Here is a 16,318-nt window from a genome sequence, read left to right on the forward strand (position 1 = left end):
TAAATTTTTATCAAATAGCTTTCACGGCTTCTGCTGGATTTAATTTTAAAGCTCTTCTTGCTGGTATAATGGCTGCAATCAAAGCTACAGAAAGTGTCATTAGTGTAATATCTACATACATGGCAAATGGCAGTTTGGTAAATACTCTTGCACCCATACCTAAACTTTCCAGTCCTTTGGCCACAGCCGATAAATTGATGCCATTCCTACCAAAATATTCAATCGTCCATATTGACAACAATACACCTAGAAGCGCCGCTATAAAAGCCAAGAAAAGTGTTTCCAAAATAATCATGGTAAAGACTTTTCGTTTATCCATACCAACAGATAGCAACATCCCTATTTCTCGTTTTCGTTCCAGAACCGCCATGAGCATAGTATTAACAATGCCAAAAGCCAAGGCTAATAAGATAATCCCCATAAAAATGTAAATAAAGTTGCTCATGGCTTCTTGGGCATAGCCCAATTCTGGTGAAAGTTGATCCCAACTTTCAACGGAATTGTTTGTTTTGATTTGGTTCTCTACAGTTTCAGTTTCAGTAATGTTATCACACAAGATGGCTATTTCATGGTATTTGCCACTTAAACTAACTAGTGGAGCTAAATCATCATACTTCACAAATACATTTTCCTCATCAAACGAACTGTTTATGGTTTTAAAAATTCCTTCAACCCTAAAACCAGTTGAAACGGTATTATTATTGGAATCTTGAAAGTTGAGTACCACCTTGGAATTGACTTTAACACCTAATTTATTGGCTAGTTTTTCCCCAATGATAATTGGATTTCTTTTTAGTTTGTACAAATAGGTTCCTTGCACCAGTTTTTCTGAAATATCTGTGACATTTTTTTCTTTATCAGGGAATATTCCCATAATCTTCACACCATAATTACCATGAGCTGTAGATGCCATTCCTTGTAATACCAACCGTTTCGTATAAGCCGTTACATGACTCATGGTGTCTATTTCTTTTAAAAGAGTATTACTTCCTATGATAGTATCTTTTTTATCAAAATTTTCCTGAAAACCAGCATTGTGAATTTGGATGTGGGACAAATTTGTATTTATAAAACTACTCAAACGCTGATCGTTCATACCGGAGACCATGGCCATGATAAACAACCCAGACCAGATGCCTAAAACTACCGAAGCAATGACAATACTGCTTCGTAGTTTATTACGCCAAACGTTTCTCCAAGCAATCATTAATAATGTTTTCATTTTGTTACTTTAAAAAGTTAACCTCTCATAGCATGCAGAGGATTCAGTTTTTTAATAATTAAGATAGGATATAGAGATACCAACAAGGCTATTATGAAAATTAGTGAAGCATGCACCAAGGGCAGGTCAGGTTGTATGTAAAATGGAATTTCTGCAGTAAACCCGAAGTTCTCCATCATTTCGGCTTGTGTACCAGGTAGTACCAAAGGGTCGTAGTGTTTCCACAACATGATTGGATACGCAAGAAGAACACCCATAATTACTCCCAACAATGATAGTATAATGGTTTCTATAAACACCATAAACATTAACTTGCCTTTTTTCATCCCAATAGAGACGAGCACACCAAATTCATATTTTCTTTCTTGTGTCATCATTAGTACGGTGCCAAAAATTCCAAAGATGAGAATCATGTACAGGATAGCTATCATCAACAATCCACCAACACTATCTGCTAAAATGGTTTGTTGCAATTCAGGCATCATTTGTTGCCAGTTCATTACTTCATAGTTACTGTCCAACTTGCTTGAGATTGCTTTTTGCAACGACTTAAGTTGGACATTGTCATTTTTATCTACCACAAGACTTGTAACAATGCCAGATGCACTAAAAAGATTTTGGGCATCTTCCAAGGACATCATAGCCGTAACTTTATTCAAGGCAGGGTTTTTCAAGTCTATAATTCCAGAAATATGAAATTTATCAGCAGCCAACATTCCATGGTATCCCTGTCCTACAAAAACCAAAGTATCATTGGTTTCTACTTTAAAATAAGAGGCTACTCCTTTTCCTATAATAATATCCTTTGGGTTTTGAGGAAGGAAACCTGTTATCAATTTTGAATTTATATCCTGTAATTTTTGCTCCTTTTTAAAATCAACCCCATTGAGACTAATTACTTTAGTAAGGTCGCCAAAGGACAATAAACCATAATTTTCCAATCTTGGTAAAATCGTTTCAACACCTTCTGTGTTTGACAATTGATTAATTAAGTTACTAGTTACAATTATTGAATTATCTATTGATCGATTATCCCAATATCCTTTATGATGTAGCTGTATATATCCTGTATATGAACCTACCACATTGTCTATCATACCCTTATAAGTACCCAACTGCATAGAACGCATGATTAAGGAAAGGAATATTGCTATGAGTATAGAGGCTACAGTAATTAGACTCCTTTTTTTATTACGCCAAATGTTTCTCCAGGCAATTTTTAGAATCATTGTTTACTAATTAATAATTAATGGATGCGTTTCATGTAATTGGTGGTAAAGTATTCATCAGGTATATCGATACCAAACTTCCACTGACTATAACTAATTACCGTAGATTGTCCCGGTTTATCGACCGGCACAACAGTTAGTTTTGAAGGAAGTAACTTGCTATCAAATGTTTTTACGTCCGATCCTATCATTTGGTTGACCAAAAACATATCTTCATCATAAAAATCTGTCTGCATCTGCATGTATTCTTTTTCATCAATCCAAATGATTATTTTTCCCCAAACAACAGCGGCATTAGGCTTTGGGGTCAACTCTATTTTCCAGCAGGTGTAACCTTCCTTTTCTTCTTCACCAATAATTTTTTTATCATAATCTGTCACCAGTGAAGATTGTTTTACCAAATCATCATTTGTTAAATCGGTGCCCATCCAATTCTGTAACATCATTGAAGGCGGAAACTTTACTGTTCTTTCAATTGTTGGCAGGTAATTCCAAACCTCTTTTTCTCGCATGAGAAAAACAGTGCCCTTTTCTTTTGCTGGACTGGTTATTACTGAAACTGAATAATCTGAACCTTTTGACCAATATTTCATTTTCAATTCTTTGGACCACTTTGGTCTATTGATATTGATGGTGATCTCAGAATAGGACGATTTTCCCCTTAATTTATCATCAGCATTTTTAACAATTTCATCAGCATTTTGACTAAATGAGAAGTTAGAAACAACCATTAACAATAATAATAACTTGTATTTCATGGTAAATTTTTTTTAGAATTTATGTAACCTTTTATAATGTTTTCTTTAATCGAGTTTAAAGGATATGATTCACCAAAAATCATATATTGAATACCAATGCCATCCATTAGCGCCCCTAGTTTGACAGCTTCATTTTCAGGATCATGGTGACCTATCATGGTAAAGAGCTCACTCAATTGTTTGGTGAGTTCTTCATATATGGATGAAATTGTTTTATGAACTGATGGTATTGACCCTACATGTATGGCCAAAGACACTATAAGACTCCAAAGTTCTTTTTTTTCTTCAAGCAACTTAAAGTATCCCTCAACTACTGCCTTGAATATTTTTTCAGGGCTTAAATCTTTTAAATCATCTTCAGACAAGTTTAATTCTGATGCTTCTTTTAAAGCAAAATCAACAGCCTCATTTAACAATCGCTCTTTATTATCAAAATAGTTGTAAAGAGATCCTTTTGATATGTTCAATTCATTGGCAATGTCACTTATTGAAGTATTGAAATACCCCTTGGTTGCAAATAGCCGTAGTGCCCCTCGTATGATTTTTTCCTTCTTTTCTTTTTTATGGGCTTCTAATTGTTTTTCAGTTCTTGGACTCATATTTTAAAATGAACGATTGGTCAAAATTAAAAAATTAATCCAAAGAAAAAAAATAAAAGAATTGTTTTTAGATTAAGTTTATAACTTATTATTTTACTATGTTTTGAGTCTCTCTATAAACTCTCTCAAAATTCAATCTTAAATCTTCAGTTGAAAATAGATTTGCTTTTTTAGGAAATAGCTTTTGAATTGGTTGCAGTTTGAAATGAAGTTTCTTATCCTTCCCATCCGCAAAAGTGATAAATTCCCCTTGTTTCAATCTAAAGAAAGCGTCTGCCCTCCGTTTGGATACCTCTCTTTCGCCTTTGGTGATTCGACTCTCAAAACTCAACCCACTGCTTTTACTTATGCTTTTGGTCGGCGTTTTGATAATTTCAAAAAATCGTTCATAATATTTTGCAGTATCCGGGTCATTGACCTTACCAAAGAATTGATAAGATAGGTTGCTCAAAATGGCCTTACTCGCTTTTTCACCATAGAGCATATCGTTCTGGATCTTATCCTGCATTACATAAATGGTAGCAATATCATAGCTTCGAAGTGTAGCCGGAATACGGTGCATATTGAGCAACTTTATAGTAGGTGCTTCTTCCATCATCAAAAATGAGGATTTCTGCCCCCTGATGCTCATTTGTTTAATTACTGTATGAATGATTGCGGCAATAATAGGCGAATATGCGGATTCATATTTAGGGTGGTTCACTATGGAAAGTACCGCAGGATTTTTTTCATTATTGACATTAAGAGGCACTTCATCTTTTGACAGTGCCATGAACAGTTTTTGTGAACTGATTTTTTTAAAGGCATTGGCCAGAGTGCTTTTTACTCCGGCGGTCTGTTTTTCCGATTCGATACCATTTAAAAAAGCACTTGCCATACTTTGGGAAGTCAAATCCGATTTCAGGAAGGCAACCAGTTTTTTGGTGCTGAGCGATTGGAACAGAGCGATGATGTGGGGCAGGGTGCAAAATTGGGGATAGCTCGTTTTTAACTTCCATATCATTCCACCCAACAAGCCTTCCACAGCATCATTGAAAAATTTAGAAGTACTGTTTGTACTTGACTCATCTAATCCCAGAAGATTTTCAATCAAGACTTTTGAAACTTCATGCACGCTTTCCTCATTAGGTAAATATCTCGGTGCTATGGGATTCACCCGATAGTGGATCTGGTCAAAAGCAATGGTGTAGAATTTCACCCCATTCTCCTTAAATAAAGGATAGGCTATTTCCGTCAATTCAAAATCTTTATAGTCATGAAGAATACCGCAAAATTGATGTTTGCTAAAATGCTGCAATAAATTATAGATAACGCTTTCTGTTTTACCACTACCTGCAGAACCTATAATAGACACACCTCTTTTGATGTTGTCTATTTTAAACTTCCCATATTTCAATTTAAAATGTACCTGATACTTTTTATCCATTGGTTTTTTCCATTCTGCAAAGAACAAACCATAGAGTACAGTTCCAGCAAACAAAATAGGTACAACGATATACAGGGCGATATGTTCCCATTGCCAGTTCATATCCCGATGGAGCCTGATTCAATAGCCTTGCCGATTCCCTTTTTCAGTTGGTTGATGGCCTTTATGGTGAGCTGGAGCTTGTTCGTAGGGATACTCAACAATGTGGTGTTCACCCCGGATTTTTGAAGTAGTTTAAAAGCTACGGCCTTTTCGTTGGTCGGTAATTTGGTTATCATAGAAAAATATAGTTTGGGGTCTTTTAAAAAGGTCTTACGGGCGGTATAGGTCTCCACATAATTGCGCCGATATTTGAACAAGGTATCAAATGTCTTTTCCGAATTTTTAAAAAAAGTGTCCCTATCAAAGCCCCGTTTTACGGACTTGCCGTGCATTTCCACTTCGGAGGCTTTGTGCTTGCTCCCCGGGGAAAGACCATGCCGGTTAGAGGCATCTCTACGGCTGACGATGATATGTACATGGCTCTGTGGTCCTGGTTTGGCCATTCCCCGAACGATACGTTTGCCGTTCAATCGGTGTGGGGCCTTTGCCTCCAGTTTTTGGATTTCTTTGTTCAGTTTACGGATATTGCCCGATTGTTGTCCGGCCTCGATGCCACGTATCTCTTTCCTTAATTCCAATATCCGTGTGGCATAGGGTTGGTTTTCCCGGATTTCCTTGTCTGTTCCCTTGAACGTGCGTTGCCGTTCTACCTTGGCATAGTATTTAATATCATCCACATTGATTGGCCTTCCGTCTATTTCCCTGTTAAAAGCTTTGGCGTACTCCTTCATGGCTTCCCGTGTATAGTTTTTGAGCGCTTCGGGGGAATCCTGTATGGCTTTCAGTTCTCTGGCACTTGGGTTCAGGGTGATGGAATAGAACTTGGGCTCGGTCTTTTTGAGCTTGGCCGTATTCCCGTCTATTTCCCTGATGACCTCTTCCGTGGATATTTCTTCCCCAAATTGATTGAAGAAGTGTTTCATTTCTTCTACGGTCTTGCCCTCGTTTTCCTTTTCCAGATAGGAAACGAAGTCTGCTGAACTTTGGGCATAGTTGCCATCAGTTTTTTGTGCCGTGATGGTAATGTACATCCTATAATTCTTTTTTGAGTTTTTCAAATTCATCCTTGCCCATATCCAGCTTAAAATGCCCTTTGCCAAATGTTCCTTTTACATAGGTCATTTGTTCCATTACATTCTGAACACGGTTTTTATACTGCCCGAGTTCTTGCCGCATTTCCACATAGCGGTTTTGGTAATGCTCCAGTTCCCTGTCCCTGCTAAAAGGTTCCGGCGTTCCGAAATCAAAGCTTTCTTCCTTTTCTTGGTCTTCCACTTGTGACATTTCCTGGAACAGGGTATTCAACATGACCTTGGTGGGCAGGGTCTGTTGCTTTTCGATGTTCTTCAGGATGGCAATCACGGCATTGATACGTTTGTTGGTACGATTATTTCGGATTCCTAGGTCATCGTTTGGAGAAAGGTCGTTCCGTTCAAAAAAGTCCATCACGATCTCTAGGGTACGGGTATGGGAATCCGACACCAGACGGGAAAATGTCCGAAAGCGCACGGCCGTTTTCTTTTTGATGCTGATGGCCGAAAAGCGATATTTTTGATAGGTATCTCCCATTTTTACTAGATAATCGAGATTTAAGTATTCGAGATTTGTCCTGTCTCCGAATTATTTTCCTTTAAATTCTTTACGGGTTCATCCCAGTGGTTTTTTACAGTAAAAAATTCCCTGTTTTCGGGCGATCTGGCCGCATTTACTGTAAAAGGCCTTGCTAATCAAATACTTGTATGTTTTTAAGATATTGATTAACAATGCTTTATGAGCAAACAAATAATTATAACACCGCTATGCGTGTTACCCTCTTGCTTCTCCAAATTTCGTCCCGCAGGGACCAAAATTTTCCGAACAACCCGATTAAAAATCGGTTGCCGATTTACGGAAACTGCGTTCCGTTCAAATTGCTTTTATAATGGGTGTGGTCATCAAGGAAAGTCAAATCAAAAAGGGGTGATGACCGTTGGAAATATATCCCGTTCCAACTCTATAAAGATATGGAATTTAGGGTATTGGACATAAAAAAAGCCCATCATAATAAATGGGCTAGTTTAGTGCTGTTTGACATTTCAGATTCTAAAAATATACTTGTAATTGTATAGATTTCGTATCGCTTCTTCCTCCAACAGGGTTTGATAATTTACAAAGTGTTCCCTGGCGTAGTTCCTTAATTGTTCCCCGAACCGCTTTTCAATATCCTTTTTTGACATCGACAATAAACGTTCTTGGGTTTCGTCATCGAGATTGTTATAATTTAGATGTACCATTTTCAAAGTATTATAGGTCGTACAAATCGGGATTGAAGCCATCGGGATAATCCCCCAAGTCCTGCCCATTTTCCAACCATATTTCAAATGCCGTCTTTTCCTTTTCCTTGTTTTCCATGATATCCAATTTTATAAATCCCCGTTATCGGCAAAACTGTAATAGTCGCCATTGGGCGTAATGATTAAATGGTCGAGTACCCGAATGTCGAAAAGCCGTGCCGCTTTCTTGATTTTTTCGGTAAGGTCGATATCCGCATGGGATGCCTTCAACTGCCCCGATGGGTGGTTGTGGGTCAGTATGATGCCCACGGACAGGGTTTTCAGTGCGATGGCGAACAATAGCCGTATATCTACTATGGTGCCAGTAATACCGCCTGTGGACAACGGGTAAATACCCTTGACCTTATTAGAGTTGTTAAGTAAGAGTACCTTAAAGGTTTCGTGCAACCCGATAGTGTCCTTGTCCCAATTTTCGTATAGCAATTTTGCCACGTTCTCGGAACTGTTCATTTGTGGTGATTTCGAGATACTTATTTTTTCCCGGTAACGTATCTGTATTTCGTTAACTTTGTTTCTCATTGTTATTCTAATTAAGATTGATAATGAAAAGAGGGTGCAACTTTCCAAGGGAACACCCTCTTTATTTTTGGTTTACTTACTGCCCATTAACAGGATTTCATCGGCTACCACTTCGGTAACATAGCGTTGGTTGCCATCGTCCATAGTGTAGGTTCGGGTCTTTAATTTGCCCACGATGCCGATTTCCTTGCCTTTTTCGGCATATTTTTCGATGATGTCGGCAACCTTGCCCCAAGCGACAACGGTATGCCAATTGGTGTCCGTTTGCTTTTCGCCCTTGCCGTCCTTGTAATACTCATTGGTCGCCAAGGAAAAGCGTGCTACTTTCCTGCCGTTTTCAAGGTTCGTAACGGTCGGTTCCTGCCCAACGTTCCCGATCAACTGTACATGATTTTTAATAGTACTCATAATAAATTGTTTTAAAAGCCTGCCTTGTTTTGGCAGACAGGGTTAATAAATCCCCTTTGGATTTAAATTCAGTTGAATTTTAAGGGGTGTTTGTTTGATTTCTTGCGTGCACGGCACCAATGGATAAAGTGGGTTTTGTCAAGACTTTCAGGGAACAAATCAGGAGTGTCTACGACGTAGCAATCCACCTTTTCGGTGGATTCAAGGAAGTAGAAACCTTATTTTTCACTGAAACCTGCTATGGTCTTGACAAGTTCCATAAGAGTATTAGCAATTCTTCCAAAGCCGTCCACAAGGGAGCGTACAGGTAGTTAAGCGAGTGAAGGGGACGGAGTTTGGAATAGAATTGGTTATACTGTGCCCGTTTTTCGACGTCCCGAAAAACGACAAAGGCTTTATCCATTATAAACCCCTTAAAATGTACAAGACGGAGCTAGGTTTTTAAGGATTGTCGAGCAAAGCCCAAAGTAGGCTTTGCCGATAATCCTGTGAAGAAAACCGAAGCTTTGGCTTTCCTATTTTAAAAGCGGACTTAATTCACGGTTTTGGTTTGGAAATGCAGCGTTTCTTCCCCGCATCGCGGGAAGGGGTTAGCGGAGTGAAGAGCCAAAAACGGGAATTGGGTCTAAGACCTTTTTTGAGTGCAGCTCTTTTTCCGAAATGCAGAGCAACGAAATGTAGGGAAATGTGCTGAGCGGGTTGTTCGTTAAGGCACATAGTTTTATTCCTCCCAAAACAAATCCTTAATCCGTTGATGGAATTTCTTATCTGAAACTTTTAGGATTTCCGTCAATAAATCCGTTGAAACAGGTTTGGGATTTGGATATTTAAAGTCCTTTAAAAAGTTTTTTAACACAAGGTTCAAGGTGTTTTCTCCAATAAGTTGGCTCAATTCTACAAAAACAACCGCCCCTTTGTTATAGGCAATATCGGTATATTGTTGCGTTGCTTTTAATAACGGAACAGGTTCGTGAAAACCTTTTTGCGACTCGTAAATTTGTTTTTGAACTTCCAGGCGTTCCAACATTTTTTCTTCGCCGTGCCGTTGTTTGTAAATCATCATTTCGGTGTACATCGCCAAGCTTTCGGTTAGCATCGCATAGCCCTCACGATAGTCAGGAGAGATTTGATTGTTTCCCCACCAAAAATGAGCAACTTCGTGTCCGGCCAATTCATTAATCACGTCTTGATTATCACCTGCTTTTACATTGGAATGAAACGCCATATTCTCTGTCATATAAATCACTCCCGGATAAGCCGTTCCGTTAAATCCTTGCGTAAAAGAAGACACCTCTGCAAATACAATCGAGGTAAAGGGATAAGGGCCAAAATTCTTGCTGCAATAATCCAAGGTAAGTGTTGTATTCTTTATCAATTCACCCACATTTTGCCCGTGTATCGGGTGGTAAAGTACCTCGATATGAACACCGTTATGTATGGCTTTTTTCACTTTATATCTAGCCGATGATAGGGCAAAGCGAAACGGTATATCGTTAGCTTCATAAAGAAAGAAACGTTTCCCGTCTTTTCGCCATTCTTTTTTGAGTTCTCCCGTTCCTACAGCTATTTGATCGTCAGAAACCGAAATTTGCATTTCCAAATCGATAAAATCATCAATATGGGTTCTTTTTGCTTCCAAGGGCTTTATGCTTGTTGCCTTGCCCAAATGGTATTGCCTTCGAATATCGTCATCTTTAATTTCGCGGTCTTCATCATATCCGAAGAGAGGAAAATAGCGGCTAATTCGCATAAACGAACCATCCGCAATAATAGCATTGAACGATCGATGCCCATTGACCGCCTGCCATTGGTAATGCAAATCAAACGAAAGATGAGCAGAATCATTCGGTTGTATCGGATGTTTCAGCACGAGTTCGTTATCGGCATTTTTTATTGGAATCGTTTCATTTTTAGTCTGAAAAACCATCGATTCAACATCAAAATCCGAGGGAACAGAAATCAATATCGAGTCCAACGGTACGGAATGAAGATTTTTCATCACGTAACTGCCCTTGATGGTATAAGACTTCGTTTCAGGCGACAGACTAATTTGAGTGACTACGTTTTTAACGGTTGGTTGCGGTATGGCGTCGTATTTTCTATAGGTTTTTTCATAGCCTGCCATTTCGGCCAAAAGCGTGTCTTTATCCTTCGGTTTATAGCCGTCCAAATAGAATTTAGAACTTAACGCTCCAATACAAACCATCATTAAAATAGCGGCGAATCCAATCCTCTTTTTCCCTTTATTGTATAGGAGGAAATGTATTAGAAACAATAGGCTTACTATTGAAAAACCAAAAACCAGACGCAGCCCGAAAACAGGCAAATATGCTCCATAGCCAATAAAATCACTATAGGTGCCGAGGTAACCGGATAAAAACCGGAATAGCGAATGGTGTATTATATAGTTTGATATTGGCGTAGCCAACAGGAAAAAGAATAAAATGGAAACAACCAATGATAGGGTTTTGTTCTTGAAAAGATAATTGATGAAAAGTAAATAGCCCACCAGCAATAGCAGGGGCAGTGTATTGAATACAAAGATGCCCAAATAGGCATTCCAGTCAAAAATCAGATAGCCGTAGAGGAATTGAAAAATAATAGCTTCAGCCAAAAGCAAAACAGTCAGGAAACAGACCAACAACGTTAAACTGCCAAAATGACCTATTAATTTTTGATGGCTATAAAAGGTAGTGTTTTGAATGATAGAAAAGTTAGAAGCGTCGCTACGCCAATACACATCATTGACAAAATATACCAATACTAATCCTCCAATTATATAAAAGATACCATTGATGGTTTGTGCCAGAAGCCCTGAGCCGGCGTAGTTTTCAGGAAAACGAATACCCATATCAATATCGGAATACATTTCAACACCAACATAAAAAAGCAGCAGCACCGAAACAGTAACTAATGCGATACTCTTAAACAGATACAAAACATCTATTTTGAAAAAAGAAAAGATGGATTGTCTTTGTGATTTTAAACTGAAAATAGGGGCGATAGCTTTGAAAGGTACATTGATTCCCGAAAGTTTTACATCTCCCGAATGCTTTTGTGTTTTGGCTTTTCTTCTTGATTTTGGCAGGAAGGAAAAAGTACGGCAACCCACATAAATGCCAATACAAGAAAGAGCCAAATATAGTAACCGGTTTAATGCAAAGTAATTGGAAAAAGGCACGACTTGGGTGTTACGTTGCATCACGGTCAGGTCTTTACTTTCCATGAAATATGCCGATAATCCAAAGGGGTCGGTCAGTGCCGAAATTTTCTGGGCAAACAAAGACTGTGGCAATGCCTGAGCCATAAAAGGAGCATTTGAAAATAGCATGATGATCATATATAGCACGTAGAGTGCCAACCCACACAAGGCAACCAAAAGCTTATTCTGAAATTTTTGGGCGACCCCAAAAAGTAACATACAAATAAGTAGGGCATTGAAGCATCCAAAAACAATAAACGGATAAACGTAGTGCCACGGATGAAAAGCACTATCCACCGTATGGGCCAGTTTTATTTGGGAACCGATTATAAACCCGACAATGATGATGAAAAAGGCCAGAATTGTTAAAGTATAAAAGGAGAAAAAACGAGAAACTGCAAAATTTGACTTCTGCACCGGAGTGGTAAAAACTATCGGACCAAAATTGGCATCTTTCTCTTTAAACAGTAACGGAAATGCAAAAACGGTTGCTATAAAGATAAGAATGAGGCTTAACAAGCCCATGACATAGCCTATATTGTATGGAGCATTTTCGGTAACACCTTCTCCCAATGATACCTTAAATTGAAAACCTGCCAAAAGTCCAATTCCCACCAAGAGTACTAACGCAACATAAACTATTTTCTGGCGAAAAATTCCGGATATGTCGTTTTTGATGACTGCCTTTATCATGATAAATGAGTGAAATAAACATGTTCTAAAGTAGGAGTTACGGCACTAAAACCATCGGGGCATTTATCCGCAAGAACAGTCAGGTGCATTACACGTTCCACCAACTGTTTATTGATGACTTTATGGGTCGATTCAAGGGTTGGAATGTCATCTTTTTCTACTGCCTTACTCCACAGTTTCCCTTGCAGTTGATTGATAAAGTCCTTTGGTTTTCCTTGGATTCTAAGACTACCTTGTTTCATAATGGCCATAGTGGAGCATAAATTCCGTACATCTTCCACCAAATGTGTTGATAGTATGATAATCATATCCTCACTAAGGCCGCTTAATAGGGTATTGAAACGGTTTCTCTCTTCAGGATCCAAACCTGCGGTTGGTTCATCTACAATCACAATTTTAGGGCTTCCCAAGAGAGCTTGTGCGACCCCAAAGCGTTGTTTCATCCCTCCTGAAAAGGTATGCACTTCTTTGTGTCTGGCTTCCAAAAGGTTTACCTTTTCCAGCAGGTTTAGAATTTGTACTTTCAGTTCTTTTGGTTGATTGATTCCTTTCAATTTTGCCAAATGTTCCAACAAGTGATAGGCTGAGACTTTTGGATATACGTCAAAGTACTGCGGTAAAAACCCCAAGTGCTTTTGAATCTCCAATGGGTTTTCAACAATATCCACATCGTTAAATGTTATTGTTCCTCCAGAGGGTTTTTGCAATCCTACAATAGTTTTCATCAACGATGATTTACCTGCACCGTTAGGCCCCAGCAATCCGAAAATTCCGTTTGTAATCTCTAAATTTAGACCATTAAGAGCTTGGTATCCATTGCTATAGACAAGGGATACATTATTTATTTTCAATGTATTCATTTATTATATTTTAAGGCGTAGCTATTCTACATAGTCTATGATATCACCGGGTTTACATTCGAGGACTTTGCAAATGGCCTCTAAGGTTTCAAATCGAACCCCTTTGGCCCTGCCTGTTTTTAAAATCGATAGGTTGGCTTGAGTAATGCCAATTTCGTTTGCCAAATCTTTGCTTTTCATCTTGCGCTTGGCTAGCATAACGTCTATGTTGATAATGATTGGCATACTATATATATAAATCTTGTTCGTTCTGAAGATTGAGCCCTTGTCTGAATATATCAGACAGAATAAAAACAAACACGCCAAGAAAAAAATGCAACGCGACAATGATAAAAACGGGAGTTTCTATTTCCTCAAAGAAAGAAGCGATAAAAACCAAAATGACTGGCACAAATAAGTTATGGATATAAAAGCGCTTTAGATGTACAATGTTCTCGCCGATAAAAATTCTTTGTTGTAAAAACACCTTGAACACATTTGCTAAGAAGAAAAAGAACAATGCATAGAAAAGGATAGGGATTAGAAATGAAAACAGCCAATAGCTCCATGTTGGATTTAAAATTAGAAACGGTGTATCTGTAAAGGGATACGCTATAATCTCTTGCTTTCCTGTATAGTGAATATTTATGTTTGTTAATTTACATACCAATGCGTATAAGGTTGTTGCGCCATAGATGAATGACATTGCCAAACAAAGGATATACAATGTTTTGGAAATCAGTTTTGTTCTTTTCATTTATTGTGTTTTTTCCTTTGCAGGAATTAATTGTTGTAAAGATATAATAAATTATTGTTTTACAATAATATTTGTTTTAAAAACAATAAGATAATCAGGAGGAAAAATCAAGTTTTTAGAGAAATTATTGCCAATCAAAATAAAGGGATATGAGTAATTTTGTAGAAAAACGGACTTAATCCATTTTTGGCTAAAGAGTGAAGTCCTTCGGCTTCGCTCAGGACAGACTTACTTTCTCTACAAAGCACAATGGCTTAAAGGAATGAATGCCAAAAAGGTAATTGTGTCCAAAACGTCTGTAGTGAAGTTCTTTTTTCTAAATACAGAGCAACAAAATGTAAGGAAATGTGCTAAGCGGAATGTTATGCGGAAGTATAATTAAAAAATCCAGTTTTGTTAGGTACTGGATAAACCTTTTACAATGTTGCTTAAACCATTGCATATATTTCATCGAACAACATCTTGTCCAATTTTTCCTGTTGCGAAAAGCTTTTTTTCAAGGTATTGTGCAACATCCAATTAAAGGCGTTATAACCTACCCATAAATTAGGTTTGGAATAAGACGGAAAAGGTTCATCGTTGATAAGTTCTATGACCTCACGGGATTTCTTTGATGGGTCATCGTTCTTGTCGCTACATTCATAACGGAACAATTTTGTTTTTTCCAATATGTCCTTTACGAATGCTTTGGTGTTGATAAGTTCGATTTCTTCCATTTCTTTAAATTTACTTGCGATTTCGTAGTACTCATTGTTGAGAAACTTTTCAAAGAGCAAGTTCAACTTTGGCATTATCAAATCAGTATTGTTCTTACTGTGCTTTATAGAAAATGCTATTTCGGCTTGGGCAACGTGCAATCCATTGGTGCATACTTCCCTGTAAAATCCAAAATGCCCAGACGTTTTTTCGCTTCCATCATAGGAATTTTTGAAACGTAGCATTGGAAGTATCTTGTCCTGTCCGTTCTTTAGCGAGAATTGATTATCGTCTTCGATTATAAAATCGGTAATGAAAGACCTATCATTCCTGTTAATGGTGCGTTTGTGATACTTTAAATTGGCATCCATTAATAACTGTTCAGCTTTTCTGAAGAAAAGTTCATTGGGAATGTGGCCATAGCTGTTCGATACTACGTTGACCACTTTGCCATTGGATACAATGACATTTTCAAGCCCCCTGCGGGACTGGATTCCTGTAATACTTTCAAGGGTTTTCATTTCCGATGGGACGAAAATCTCGTCCTGTTGTAAATTATTTAGATACATAATTGAAAAATTTAAGGTGAATAAAAAAAGAAAACCTACTCTTGTGGAGTAGGCTTTCACTTTTGATGACATTCGCTTCATTAAAGTTCAAATTGGACAATCTCTTGTTCAATTTCAGCTTTACGTTGTTCCAACGTGGACTGTAAATGCGTAGTGACCAACTTTATCAGATTGGAGTTGGTGGTCTTGAACTCCAAATGTCTGGAATCCCGGATGTGGAACGAACTCGAACCGTCTTGGTTGTAATTGAACTTGGTCAGCTCGTTCAAAGTTTCCGTCAACCGTTCACGTTGATTGGCCAAGCCTCTTAGCTTCTCGAACTTTTGGATGCGGTCATCCAAGTTGATAACGGGCTTTTCAGCCGTTACTTTCTTTTCAGGTACTACCGTTTTTCCAATGGCCTCATTGGTCAATTTGTCCTGTACTTCCTTTTTAACGGTCGCAGTCTGTCTTTTTGCTACTCCGTTTGACTTTGTTTTTGTTTCCATGATAATGAAATTTTAGATTAAACAATATTTGAGCACAACACAAACGGAAGCCAAAATTTTGTCTCAAATTTTCAAGTGAAAAATTGGGGGAGACCTTTAGGGGGTACCGATTTTTTAGGCGGACAAATTTGAACGCAAACATTTTGCGACGTTTAATTTTCGGAAATATTGTATGAATACTATCTATTGCCATACTTTTTCCTGGGCACATTCTTTCAAATGGTTTAAAAATGTTCGAATACACAAACTATTGGTTTGTAAATGGAGAAATAAATAAACCACCGTCAAAATGATTTGTAACAAATATTTGCTGAATATGTTACAAAACAGGACTGTTCAAATGATGTAAAGTATCGAGAGTAAAATAAAAATTACAAGATGAAATAGAGGGATATATTGACAAAGTCGGGCCATTATGTTGTGTGCTTCCAAAATGCACCGACATACATTTACTAATTTTACCACGGTTATATTTGCT

The 16,318-nt window shown here is 37.9% G+C and carries 16 protein-coding genes; all 16 read right to left on the minus strand.

From position 1 onward, the window contains the following. Nucleotides 1–10 precede the first annotated feature (10 nt). The 16 genes from CJ263_RS15685 to CJ263_RS15765 all read right to left on the minus strand — a co-directional run bounded on the left by CJ263_RS15685 (nucleotide 11) and on the right by CJ263_RS15765 (nucleotide 15,840). On the minus strand, nucleotides 11–1,222 hold the full coding sequence (locus CJ263_RS15685) for an ABC transporter permease (RefSeq protein ID WP_094998140.1): 1,212 nt from the start codon (nucleotides 1,220–1,222) through the stop codon (nucleotides 11–13). Between the two features lie 17 nt (nucleotides 1,223–1,239). Continuing rightward, nucleotides 1,240–2,451, minus strand: a complete 1,212-nt coding sequence (locus CJ263_RS15690) for an ABC transporter permease (RefSeq protein ID WP_094998141.1) — start codon at nucleotides 2,449–2,451, stop codon at nucleotides 1,240–1,242. A gap of 17 nt (nucleotides 2,452–2,468) precedes the next feature. Continuing rightward, on the minus strand, nucleotides 2,469–3,209 hold the full coding sequence (locus tag CJ263_RS15695; RefSeq protein ID WP_094998142.1) for an outer membrane lipoprotein-sorting protein: 741 nt from the start codon (nucleotides 3,207–3,209) through the stop codon (nucleotides 2,469–2,471). Beyond that, complete coding sequence (locus CJ263_RS15700; RefSeq protein WP_094998143.1) at nucleotides 3,206–3,808, minus strand: TetR/AcrR family transcriptional regulator; 603 nt, start codon at nucleotides 3,806–3,808, stop codon at nucleotides 3,206–3,208. Before CJ263_RS15700 ends, CJ263_RS15695 begins: the two co-directional genes overlap by 4 nt. Nucleotides 3,809–3,896: 88 nt before the next feature. Next, nucleotides 3,897–5,336, minus strand: coding sequence for a type IV secretory system conjugative DNA transfer family protein (locus CJ263_RS15705; RefSeq protein ID WP_094998144.1), 1,440 nt, complete (start codon nucleotides 5,334–5,336; stop codon nucleotides 3,897–3,899). Further along, nucleotides 5,333–6,367: a MobB family relaxase gene (gene mobB / locus CJ263_RS15710; RefSeq protein ID WP_094999274.1), complete on the minus strand. Its 1,035-nt coding sequence runs from the start codon at nucleotides 6,365–6,367 to the stop codon at nucleotides 5,333–5,335. Before mobB ends, CJ263_RS15705 begins: the two co-directional genes overlap by 4 nt. Nucleotide 6,368: 1 nt before the next feature. Next, the gene (locus tag CJ263_RS15715) at nucleotides 6,369–6,905 is read right to left on the minus strand and encodes a BfmA/BtgA family mobilization protein (RefSeq protein WP_094998145.1); all 537 of its coding nucleotides are present in this window, start codon (nucleotides 6,903–6,905) and stop codon (nucleotides 6,369–6,371) included. 506 nt (nucleotides 6,906–7,411) lie between these two features. Continuing rightward, nucleotides 7,412–7,609, minus strand: a complete 198-nt coding sequence (locus CJ263_RS15720; protein WP_094998146.1) for a hypothetical protein — start codon at nucleotides 7,607–7,609, stop codon at nucleotides 7,412–7,414. Nucleotides 7,610–7,738: 129 nt separating this feature from the next. After that, nucleotides 7,739–8,188, minus strand: a complete 450-nt coding sequence (locus CJ263_RS15725; protein ID WP_094998147.1) for a JAB domain-containing protein — start codon at nucleotides 8,186–8,188, stop codon at nucleotides 7,739–7,741. Nucleotides 8,189–8,260: 72 nt separating this feature from the next. After that, a complete protein-coding gene (locus tag CJ263_RS15730; RefSeq protein WP_094998148.1) occupies nucleotides 8,261–8,596 on the minus strand; it encodes a single-stranded DNA-binding protein in 336 nt (111 codons plus the stop codon). Nucleotides 8,597–9,317: 721 nt separating this feature from the next. Continuing rightward, nucleotides 9,318–12,491 (minus strand): M1 family aminopeptidase, encoded by a 3,174-nt coding sequence (locus CJ263_RS15740; protein ID WP_094998150.1) that lies wholly within the window; start codon nucleotides 12,489–12,491, stop codon nucleotides 9,318–9,320. Next, nucleotides 12,488–13,351 carry an ABC transporter ATP-binding protein gene (locus tag CJ263_RS15745; RefSeq protein WP_094998151.1) on the minus strand — a complete coding sequence of 288 codons (864 nt, stop codon included), beginning with the start codon at nucleotides 13,349–13,351 and terminating at the stop codon, nucleotides 12,488–12,490. Before CJ263_RS15745 ends, CJ263_RS15740 begins: the two co-directional genes overlap by 4 nt. A gap of 21 nt (nucleotides 13,352–13,372) precedes the next feature. Then, nucleotides 13,373–13,576, minus strand: coding sequence for a helix-turn-helix domain-containing protein (locus CJ263_RS15750; RefSeq protein WP_094998152.1), 204 nt, complete (start codon nucleotides 13,574–13,576; stop codon nucleotides 13,373–13,375). 1 nt (nucleotide 13,577) lies between these two features. Further along, nucleotides 13,578–14,087, minus strand: coding sequence for a DUF2975 domain-containing protein (locus CJ263_RS15755; protein WP_094998153.1), 510 nt, complete (start codon nucleotides 14,085–14,087; stop codon nucleotides 13,578–13,580). A 428-nt stretch (nucleotides 14,088–14,515) separates the two neighbouring features. Further along, nucleotides 14,516–15,352 (minus strand): DUF932 domain-containing protein, encoded by an 837-nt coding sequence (locus CJ263_RS15760; protein ID WP_094999275.1) that lies wholly within the window; start codon nucleotides 15,350–15,352, stop codon nucleotides 14,516–14,518. Between the two features lie 80 nt (nucleotides 15,353–15,432). Beyond that, nucleotides 15,433–15,840: a hypothetical protein gene (locus CJ263_RS15765; protein WP_094998154.1), complete on the minus strand. Its 408-nt coding sequence runs from the start codon at nucleotides 15,838–15,840 to the stop codon at nucleotides 15,433–15,435. Nucleotides 15,841–16,318 lie beyond the last annotated feature (478 nt).

Origin of the sequence: Maribacter cobaltidurans, from assembly GCF_002269385.1 — a bacterium.
Lineage (GTDB): Bacteria > Bacteroidota > Bacteroidia > Flavobacteriales > Flavobacteriaceae > Maribacter > Maribacter cobaltidurans.

What these genes read in the sequence shown, in the direction of transcription:
- CJ263_RS15685 (WP_094998140.1), bottom strand. Translation starts at nt 1,222, where the DNA reads ATGAAAACATTATTAATGATTGCTTGGAGAAACGTTTGGCGTAATAAA.
- CJ263_RS15690 (WP_094998141.1), bottom strand. Translation starts at nt 2,451, where the DNA reads ATGATTCTAAAAATTGCCTGGAGAAACATTTGGCGTAATAAAAAAAGG.
- CJ263_RS15695 (WP_094998142.1), bottom strand. Translation starts at nt 3,209, where the DNA reads ATGAAATACAAGTTATTATTATTGTTAATGGTTGTTTCTAACTTCTCA.
- CJ263_RS15700 (WP_094998143.1), bottom strand. Translation starts at nt 3,808, where the DNA reads ATGAGTCCAAGAACTGAAAAACAATTAGAAGCCCATAAAAAAGAAAAG.
- CJ263_RS15705 (WP_094998144.1), bottom strand. Translation starts at nt 5,336, where the DNA reads ATGAACTGGCAATGGGAACATATCGCCCTGTATATCGTTGTACCTATT.
- mobB (WP_094999274.1), bottom strand. Translation starts at nt 6,367, where the DNA reads ATGTACATTACCATCACGGCACAAAAAACTGATGGCAACTATGCCCAA.
- CJ263_RS15715 (WP_094998145.1), bottom strand. Translation starts at nt 6,905, where the DNA reads ATGGGAGATACCTATCAAAAATATCGCTTTTCGGCCATCAGCATCAAA.
- CJ263_RS15720 (WP_094998146.1), bottom strand. Translation starts at nt 7,609, where the DNA reads ATGGTACATCTAAATTATAACAATCTCGATGACGAAACCCAAGAACGT.
- CJ263_RS15725 (WP_094998147.1), bottom strand. Translation starts at nt 8,188, where the DNA reads ATGAGAAACAAAGTTAACGAAATACAGATACGTTACCGGGAAAAAATA.
- CJ263_RS15730 (WP_094998148.1), bottom strand. Translation starts at nt 8,596, where the DNA reads ATGAGTACTATTAAAAATCATGTACAGTTGATCGGGAACGTTGGGCAG.
- CJ263_RS15740 (WP_094998150.1), bottom strand. Translation starts at nt 12,491, where the DNA reads ATGATAAAGGCAGTCATCAAAAACGACATATCCGGAATTTTTCGCCAG.
- CJ263_RS15745 (WP_094998151.1), bottom strand. Translation starts at nt 13,351, where the DNA reads ATGAATACATTGAAAATAAATAATGTATCCCTTGTCTATAGCAATGGA.
- CJ263_RS15750 (WP_094998152.1), bottom strand. Translation starts at nt 13,576, where the DNA reads ATGCCAATCATTATCAACATAGACGTTATGCTAGCCAAGCGCAAGATG.
- CJ263_RS15755 (WP_094998153.1), bottom strand. Translation starts at nt 14,087, where the DNA reads ATGAAAAGAACAAAACTGATTTCCAAAACATTGTATATCCTTTGTTTG.
- CJ263_RS15760 (WP_094999275.1), bottom strand. Translation starts at nt 15,352, where the DNA reads ATGTATCTAAATAATTTACAACAGGACGAGATTTTCGTCCCATCGGAA.
- CJ263_RS15765 (WP_094998154.1), bottom strand. Translation starts at nt 15,840, where the DNA reads ATGGAAACAAAAACAAAGTCAAACGGAGTAGCAAAAAGACAGACTGCG.